This is a genomic window from Amycolatopsis sp. SID8362, assembly GCF_010550475.1.
GTDB lineage: Bacteria > Actinomycetota > Actinomycetes > Mycobacteriales > Pseudonocardiaceae > Amycolatopsis > Amycolatopsis eburnea.
Genome location: NZ_JAAGNB010000067.1, coordinates 1 through 6,508, shown reverse-complemented (window position 1 = coordinate 6,508; position 6,508 = coordinate 1). Strand labels below are relative to the sequence as shown.

Below are 6,508 nucleotides of genomic sequence, written 5' to 3'. Positions count from 1 at the left end.
CTCGGTGACGCCCTCGGCGTGGGCGAACTTGTGCAGCCCCCGCACGGCGACCAGCGCCCGCGCGGCCGAGGACGCGGCGAGCGGCTTGTGCTCGCCGCCGCCCTCGCGCAGGGCCGCCCCGAAGCCGGTGACGTGCGCGGACGTGACGTCGGCGATCTTGGCGACGCCCGCGCCGTCCAGGTACGCGGCGTACCGGCGCAGGTCACGGGCGTAGCTGTCCAGGGTGTTGCGCGCGGTCCCGCGTTCGACGACCAGGTGGTCGAGGTACGCGGCGATCACGTCGGCCGTGCTGCCCGCGGCTTCCACGCGGGTCACCTTAGGCCGCCCGGGGCTCGTGACCCGGCAGAAACCCCGTTCTCAGCTTCGCGCGGTTACCTTGGATTCCATGGAGTCGGACGCGCTCCGCATCGGCACCGCCGAGCGGGAGGAAGCGGCGAGGCTGCTCGCCGACCACTTCGGCATGGGCCGCATCACGCCGGACGAGTACGAGACCAGGGTGACCGACGCCTACGCGGCGGCCACGGTCGGCGACCTGCGGCCGCTGTTCCGCGACCTGCCGGGACCCCACCCCGGGTTCTTCGGCCCGCCGCCGTCGCCCATGCCGGTCTACGCGCCGCCACCGCCGGTCCCCATGCCGATGCAGTACGCGCCGCAGCCGGTGCCGTACTCCTACCGCTCGAAGACGGTGGCCGGGGTGCTGCAGATCGTCCTGCCGTTCGGCGTCGGCCGGTTCTACACCGGCCAGATCGGGCTGGGCGTGCTGCAGCTGTTCGTCTGCATGATCACCTTCGGCTTCGGCGCGCTCTGGCCGATCATCGACGGCATCATCCTGCTGGCCAACGGCGGCCTGGACGCCGAAGGCCGCCCGCTGCGCCCCTGAGCCGCCGCCGAAACGACGTGAATGACTCATTCATGTCGTCTGGCGACATGAATGAGTCATTCACGGCATCGGGGTCAGGACTCCTTGCGCTTGGCGAACGCCGTCGGGCGGTCCTCCCAGGGCGCATCCGCCGCGCGAGCCGGGGCCGCGCCCGAGAGCACCGCGTGCGCGGCCAGCACCCCGGACACCGTCGCACCGTTGACCAGCTCGCCCGCCAGCGCCATCCGCACCGCCTCGGCCAGCGGGAACTTGCGGATCACCAGGTCCGCCTCCTCGTCGCCGAGCACGTCACGCTCCACATCGGACAGCCCGCGGGCCAGGAACACCCGCACGACCTCGTCGGTGAACCCAGGCGACGCCGCGACGTCGACCAGGGTCTCCCAGTCCGACGCCGCCAGGCCGACCTCTTCGACCAGCTCACGCCGCGCCGTGCCGACCGGGTCCTCGCCGAGGTGATCGATCAGCCCGGCGGGCAGCTCCCACAGCCGGTGCCCGATCGGGTGCCGGTACTGGTGGATGAGCGTGACCTGCCGGTCTTCGTCCAGCGCGACGATCGCGACCGCGCCGAGGTGCTCGATCACCTCGCGGGTCGCGGTGCCGCCGCCCGGCATGACGACCTCGTCGACCCGGAGGCCGACGACCCGTCCGATGTGGACGTCCCGGCTGGCCGCGACGCTGAACTCGTGCTCGCCGGGCGCCGTCACCGGGCCGCCACGGGGGCCTCGGGCAGCTCGACCGGGAGCCGCTCGGCGACCTTGCGGTCCACCACGGCCTTGACGAACGCGCTGAACAGCGGGTGCGGCCGGGTCGGGCGGCTCTTGAGCTCGGGGTGCGCCTGTGTGCCGACGAAGAACGGGTGCTTGTCGGCGGGCAGCTCGACGAACTCGACCAGGTGGTCGTCCGGCGAGGTGCCCGAGAACACGAGCCCCGCGTCCGAGAGCTGCTTGCGGTAGGCGTTGTTGACCTCGTAGCGGTGCCGGTGCCGCTCGGAGACCTCGGTGGTGCCGTACGCCTTCGCGGCCTGCGAACCCGCCTTGAGCTTCGCCGGGTACGCGCCCAGGCGCATGGTGCCGCCCATGTCCCGCTCGCCCGCGACGACGTCGCGCTGGTCGGCCATCGTCGAGATCACCGGGTGCTTGGTGTTCTCGTCGAACTCCGACGAGCCCGCGTCCTCGATGCCGGCCAGGTGCCGGGCGGCCTCGATGACCATGCACTGCAGGCCCAGGCAGAGCCCGAGCAGCGGCACGCCGCGGGTGCGGGCGTACTCGATCGCGCCGACCTTGCCCTCGATGCCGCGGATGCCGAACCCGCCCGGGATCAGCACACCGTCCACATCGGACAGCACGGAGGCCGCGCCGGACGCGGTCTGCGCGTCGTCGGAAGCCACCCAGACGATCTCGACCTTGGCGCGGTGGGCGAACCCGCCCGCGCGCAGCGCCTCGGTGACCGACAGGTACGCGTCCGGCAGGTCGATGTACTTGCCGACGACCGCGATCCGCACGACCTCGTTCGGGTTGTGCACGCGGTCGAGCAGGTCGCCCCACACCGTCCAGTCGACGTCGCGGAACGGCAGCCCGAGGCGGCGGACGACGTAGGCGTCGAGCGCCTCGCCGTGCAGCACCTTCGGGATGTCGTAGATCGACCGCGCGTCCGGGCAGGCGATGACGGCCTCGGTGTCGACGTCGCACATCAGGCCGATCTTGCGCTTGAGGTCCTCGGGGATCTCGCGGTCGGCCCGGCAGACCAGCGCGTCCGGCTGGATGCCGATGTTGCGCAGCGCGGCGACCGAGTGCTGGGTCGGCTTCGTCTTGAGCTCGCCCGACGGCGCCAGGTACGGCACCAGCGAGACGTGCAGGAAGAAGCAGTGGTCGCGGCCGACGTCGTGGCGGACCTGGCGGCACGCCTCCAGGAACGGCAGGGACTCGATGTCGCCGACCGTGCCGCCGACCTCGGTGATCACGACGTCCGGCGACTGGCCGGTCTCGTCCGGCCCGGCGGCCGCGGTGATCCGGGCCTTGATCTCGTCGGTGATGTGCGGGATGACCTGCACCGTGTCGCCGAGGTACTCCCCGCGGCGCTCCTTGGCGATCACCTCGGAGTAGACCTGGCCGGTCGTGACGTTGGCCTTGCCGTCGAGATCGCGGTCGAGGAACCGCTCGTAGTGCCCGATGTCGAGGTCGGTCTCGGCGCCGTCGTCGGTGACGAACACCTCACCGTGCTGGAACGGGTTCATCGTCCCGGGGTCGACGTTGAGGTACGGATCGAGCTTCTGCATCGTGACGCGAAGCCCGCGTGCGGTAAGGAGCTGACCCAGGCTCGAAGCCGTGAGTCCCTTACCCAGAGAGGAGGCGACGCCTCCGGTGACAAAGACGTACTTGGTAGCCCGTGACTGAAGTCCCACGGGCCGCCAGCATATCCCAACCCCGCGGATCCGCTCGCTGTGACATCCCCGAACCGCGTTTTGTGCTCCTGACCACCCTGTCGGGCTAATTCAGGCCGCGACCCTCAGCCGGGGGCGCCCGGTGAGCGCGCGGCTGCCCGGCAGCCGCCGCAGCACCTCGACGATCACGACCGTCAGCGCGATCGTCGCCAGGTAGATGATCAAGCTCAGCCAGGGCGCGCCGAAGCGTTCGGCCACGTGCGGGATCACCGGGCCGAGCAGGGCCAGCGCGAGCGGGTGGACCAGGAAGATGCTGAACGACCGGTTCGCCGCCCACGACACCAGGCGGGCGCCGCGGCTGCCTTCGCGGCGGCGGCCCGACCACCGGGTGGTGAACGCGTAGATCGCGGCGATGACCGTGACGCACCACGGGATCAGGTACGGCTGGAACGGGTCGCTGGCCACCTGCGGGAATGTTCCACTGTGGACGGTGTGCAGGTAGACCCACTCGGTGCCGGCCAGCACCGCCACGAGCAGGCCCCCGAGCAGCAGCCGGTGCCGGCCGACCCAGGCGTGCACGGCCTCGAAGTGCATGGCCACGACGGCGCCGAACAGCGTGTAGAACTGGTACGGCAGCAGCGTGGCGTACAGGTGGGTGATCGTCTCGTAGCTGACGCCGAACGGCTGGTAGGTCATGAACAGCGTCACGGCGACCTGCAGCACGCCGCTGCCGAGCAGCAGCCACTTGTGCCTGCCCTCGGTCGCCCGCAGCAGCTTCATGATCCACGGGAACAGCAGGTACACCTGCATCGTCACGAGCAGGAAGTACAGGTGGTACCAGGCGCCGCCGGTGACGAGATCCTTGAGCAGCAGCCGCATCGACGCCTCGAGCGAGTCCGGCTGCTGCGTGCCGGTCACCAGCGAGAACGCCCAGAAGAACATCGTCCACGCCAGGTACGGGGTCGCGACCAGCGGCAGCCGCCTGCGCCAGAAGTCGGACGGCGTGATCTCGCGGCCGCGGTTCTGGAAGACGAGCACGAACCCGGTCAGCGCGAAGAACGCCTCACGCGTGAAGTGCAGCGGGGTCTCGACGGCGTTGGCGCCGACGTCCTGCGCGAAGTTCGTCGCGCCCACGACGTGGATGAGGATCACGCAGGCGAACGTGATCAACCGGAAGAGGTCGATCTGGTGCAGGTAGGGCGCTTTCCCACCCGGTCTCGTGAGCCGGGCGGGAGCTTCGAGAGTGGCCTGGGCAGTCGTCATCGTGCCGCCGTTCCGGCACCGTCGTCGGCGTGGTTCACGTTGTCAGACTTGCCACCCATTCTGTGAATTTCCCATGAAGGCACTGGGCGGCGCCTGTTGGCGGGCCCCTGCCGGGCTGTCGGATATGCCACTGTCGCTCGGGATGCATCGATCCTGTGATCATGTTAGTGCTCAGCGTGAAGGGCCACCACACGGGCGTGACGACACCCACGTGATGGCCCTTCACGGTGAACGGTCAGAACGCGCCGGCTCCGTTCGGGGTGCCGAGGCCGGTCGGGCCGTCGTACCCGGTGACGGCGGTGCAGAGGTAGGTGCCACCGCACGAGCCGTTGCTGCCACCGCTCACGTCGTAGAGCGACGAGGTGTGCGAGTACGCGGTGTTCGCGCCGCTGACCCCGCTCACGCCGCCGAGCGCGTACACGCTGCCGACGACCGGCGCCGCGACGCTGGTGCCGCCGAACACCATCCAGCCGCTGCGGCCCTGGTACGACGTGCTGTCGTAGACGGCCACGCCGGTGGCCGGGTCGGCGACGGCGCTGACGTCCGCGACGGTGCGCCGGGAGCACCCGCTGTCGGTCTGCCACGACGGCTTGGCGACGTAGGCCGAGCAGCCGCTGCCCGCGCCGCTCCACGCGGTCTCGCTCCAGCCGCGGGTGGTCGACGCCTTCTTCAGGCTGGTGCCGCCGACCGCGGTGACGTAGCGCGACGCCGCCGGGAACTCGACGCCGTAACCGGAGTCACCGGAGCTGACCGTGATGGCGACGCCGGGGTGGTTGAAGTACGTGCCCTCGTCGGTGGTCTCGCCGGAGTACTCGCCGCCGCCGTAGGAGTTGCTGACCACCTCGGCGCCGAGCCGGACCGCGGTGTTCACCGCGGTGCCGAGGTTGGCCATGCTGGCCGTGCTCGCCTCGACGAGCAGGATGTTGCACTTCGGGCAGATCGCCGAGGCCATGTCGACGTCGAGCGAAATCTCCTGGGCCCAGCCGCCGTCCTTGCGCGGGTAGGACGTCCCGCCGTTCTGGTCGGACTTGGCGAAGCACGGCGTGGCGCTGGCGTCGATCGACGACGGCGTGCACGACGCGAGCGCGGGGATGCCGTACTGCGCGCGGTAGACGTTGACGTCCGAGAACGCCGTCGGGTCGTCGTTGGCGTCCACGATCGCGATCGTCCGGCCGGCGCCCGCGCTGCCGGCGAGTGAGCCGAGGTTGTACGCGGAGAGCAGGTCGGCCGGGCCGAGCCCGGACGGCGTCGCGGCCGCGGCGGCGACGTGGTCGGTGTCGATCCAGGCGTTGCAGGCCGCGTACCCGGCCGGGGCGGCCGAGCAGACGCGCTGGGCGTGCTGCCCGTGGTTGATGGGCGCTGGAGCCGCCTCGGCGACGCCGGCGGTGGTGAGGGCGAGGGTGAAGGCTGCGGCGAATACCGTCGCTCTACGCACAGTGAACCTCCGGGAGGTGGGGACCCAGTCGGCGGGACCGGTGAGCGAAGACAGTAAGCAGCCGTTCAGCCGGATGACACAGACCAAAGTCGGGTCCCGGTTGCTCCCAATGGTGGAAAATCCGGGCGCGCGAAGGCATTCCCCGCCAAACCGGACTCCGCCGCGACGCTACTCCCCGTAGCGGTCAGCCCGCCGGACGCTCGCCCGTTTCCGCTTCCCCGAAGAGGGACTTCAAGGTCACCTCGCGGTTGACCCGTACGTGCTCGACGGCTTCGGTGTGCGCGCGCTCCGCGTCGCCGGACGCGATGGCCTCGTAGAGCCGGCGGTGCTCGTCGAGCAGTTCGGCCCAGTGCTCGTTCTGGCTCGTGAGCCAGCGGAGCCTGCCCTGCAGGGGCTGCAGCATCGTGGTCAGCAGCGCGTTGCCGGCGGTGGCGACGATCTCGTCGTGGAAGCGCGAGTTGAGCACGGTGATCCGGGCCGCGTCGCCGCGGGCGGTCGCGCGGGCGGCGTCGGCGAGCACCCGCTCGAGCCGCCTCAGCTCCGCCGCGCC

7 protein-coding genes are annotated in these 6,508 nt (G+C 70.8%); 1 reads left to right on the top strand and 6 read right to left on the bottom strand.

The annotated features are described in order from the left end of the window. A partial coding sequence (locus G3I65_RS02600) for a site-specific integrase (RefSeq protein WP_163046630.1) occupies positions 1 to 279 on the bottom strand: 279 nt, incomplete at its 3' end. A gap of 106 nt (positions 280 to 385) precedes the next feature. On the opposite strand from G3I65_RS02600, the gene G3I65_RS02595 reads away from it, so the two are divergent. Beyond that, positions 386 to 880 (top strand): DUF1707 domain-containing protein, encoded by a 495-nt coding sequence (locus tag G3I65_RS02595; RefSeq protein ID WP_160694369.1) that lies wholly within the window; start codon positions 386 to 388, stop codon positions 878 to 880. Between the two features lie 74 nt (positions 881 to 954). Here G3I65_RS02595 and G3I65_RS02590 read toward each other — a convergent pair whose 3' ends face one another. The 5 genes from G3I65_RS02590 to G3I65_RS02570 all read right to left on the bottom strand — a co-directional run. After that, positions 955 to 1,584 carry an NUDIX hydrolase gene (locus G3I65_RS02590; protein ID WP_160694367.1) on the bottom strand — a complete coding sequence of 210 codons (630 nt, stop codon included), beginning with the start codon at positions 1,582 to 1,584 and terminating at the stop codon, positions 955 to 957. Beyond that, the gene (locus G3I65_RS02585) at positions 1,581 to 3,281 is read right to left on the bottom strand and encodes a CTP synthase (RefSeq protein ID WP_160694365.1); all 1,701 of its coding nucleotides are present in this window, start codon (positions 3,279 to 3,281) and stop codon (positions 1,581 to 1,583) included. The genes G3I65_RS02590 and G3I65_RS02585 overlap by 4 nt, the downstream gene beginning before the upstream one ends. Positions 3,282 to 3,371: 90 nt before the next feature. Continuing rightward, positions 3,372 to 4,523 carry an acyltransferase gene (locus tag G3I65_RS02580; protein ID WP_160694363.1) on the bottom strand — a complete coding sequence of 384 codons (1,152 nt, stop codon included), beginning with the start codon at positions 4,521 to 4,523 and terminating at the stop codon, positions 3,372 to 3,374. Between the two features lie 235 nt (positions 4,524 to 4,758). After that, on the bottom strand, positions 4,759 to 5,958 hold the full coding sequence (locus G3I65_RS02575) for a peptidase S8 (protein WP_160694361.1): 1,200 nt from the start codon (positions 5,956 to 5,958) through the stop codon (positions 4,759 to 4,761). A 184-nt stretch (positions 5,959 to 6,142) separates the two neighbouring features. Continuing rightward, a partial coding sequence (locus G3I65_RS02570) for an FCD domain-containing protein (RefSeq protein ID WP_160694359.1) occupies positions 6,143 to 6,508 on the bottom strand: 366 nt, incomplete at its 5' end.